Source organism: Microbacterium sp. BF1, assembly GCF_019279095.1.
GTDB classification, from domain to species: Bacteria; Actinomycetota; Actinomycetes; order Actinomycetales; family Microbacteriaceae; genus Microbacterium; species Microbacterium maritypicum.
Genome location: NZ_JAGYWT010000666.1, coordinates 1 through 1,089, shown reverse-complemented (window position 1 = coordinate 1,089; position 1,089 = coordinate 1). Strand labels below are relative to the sequence as shown.

Below are 1,089 nucleotides of genomic sequence, written 5' to 3'. Positions count from 1 at the left end.
CGGCCCTCGCGTGGTCATCGGCCGCAACCCCGAGCCGGTCGCTGGCCACGAACCGCTCAGCATCGCGACACCAGGGCGGATGCTCTCGCGCACACACGCCACAATCGGCGTCGACGACGCCGGTCACATCGTCGTGACCGACCTCGATTCCGCGAACGGCATCGAACTGCAGTCGACCCCGCCGCGGTGGCTGACCCCCAGTGAGCCGACCACGATCCCCGACGGGTCGACGATCCTTCTCGGTGACGTCTACTGCACGGTCACGCTCTCGTGACGCCCGCGCACGACACGCCGCCACGATCCACGATCACGCGCACCACTAGCCCTAGCGTTATCCCCATGGCAGAGCGAGCACGACGACGCCGCGGTAGCGCGGTCGGAAACCCGGTCATTTTCGCTCCCGTCGTGGAGCCGGCCAAGAAGATCGTCATCGACACCGCGGACGCACTGGGAATCTCTCAGGCCGCCGCCCTCGAAGCGATTCTCCTGGCCCTCCCCCTAGACCGCGATGGCGTGCCCGCCTTCGTCGACCGCACGCGCTACCAGCGCAACGAGGAGCTGCCTATTCCGGCCGCATAACGAGCGAACCCCCCGCCTCTACGAGACGGGGGGCCGAAGCTGAGTGCCTGATCTTCTGAGTTTGGCGACCTGTAGATCAAGGCAGTTCCGACAAAAACCGGTAAGGAACCGGGGCTTTGTCGTACCCATCAACGGGGGTTGAAAGGTGGTGCCATCATAACCCTTCCCTTTACAGAAACCCAGCACTCGCACGCCGAGTCTTGGGGATTAACCGTGGCGGTGAGCCCGCGCCCTCGTGTGCGCGTGGCCGTCGTCGACGCCTACGGCACCGTCCTGAATGACTACCGCGATCGCGCGATCGGCAGAGCTGCGCCGGAGCGCCCGTGGGCGGTCTACCTGGCCGGCGCCGATCGCCGGTTCCGGCTCCTGGCGTTCGACCTCGACGCGCACGATCTGCAGATCTTCCGGAGCGAACAGCACCACATGTGCGTAGCGGGGGAGTTCGTTCGGCTTCGAGGGCGAGCCGTTGATGCGAGCCTTGTTCGATCCCTGCCTGTTCACCTGGACCTC

2 protein-coding genes and 1 pseudogene are annotated in these 1,089 nt (G+C 65.9%); 2 read left to right on the top strand and 1 reads right to left on the bottom strand.

Annotation, left to right across the window (positions count from 1 at the left end; translation table 11 throughout):
- Positions 1 to 274 (top strand): FHA domain-containing protein (locus KZA10_RS15865; protein WP_218683365.1); only part of this gene is annotated, 274 nt, incomplete at its 5' end.
- A gap of 65 nt (positions 275 to 339) precedes the next feature.
- Positions 340 to 579 (top strand): hypothetical protein, encoded by a 240-nt coding sequence (locus KZA10_RS15860; RefSeq protein ID WP_218683364.1) that lies wholly within the window; start codon positions 340 to 342, stop codon positions 577 to 579.
- 384 nt (positions 580 to 963) lie between these two features.
- Here the strand turns inward: KZA10_RS15860 and KZA10_RS15855 are convergent.
- Positions 964 to 1,089, bottom strand: a pseudogene (locus tag KZA10_RS15855) (DNA replication and repair protein RecF); the annotation flags it as partial.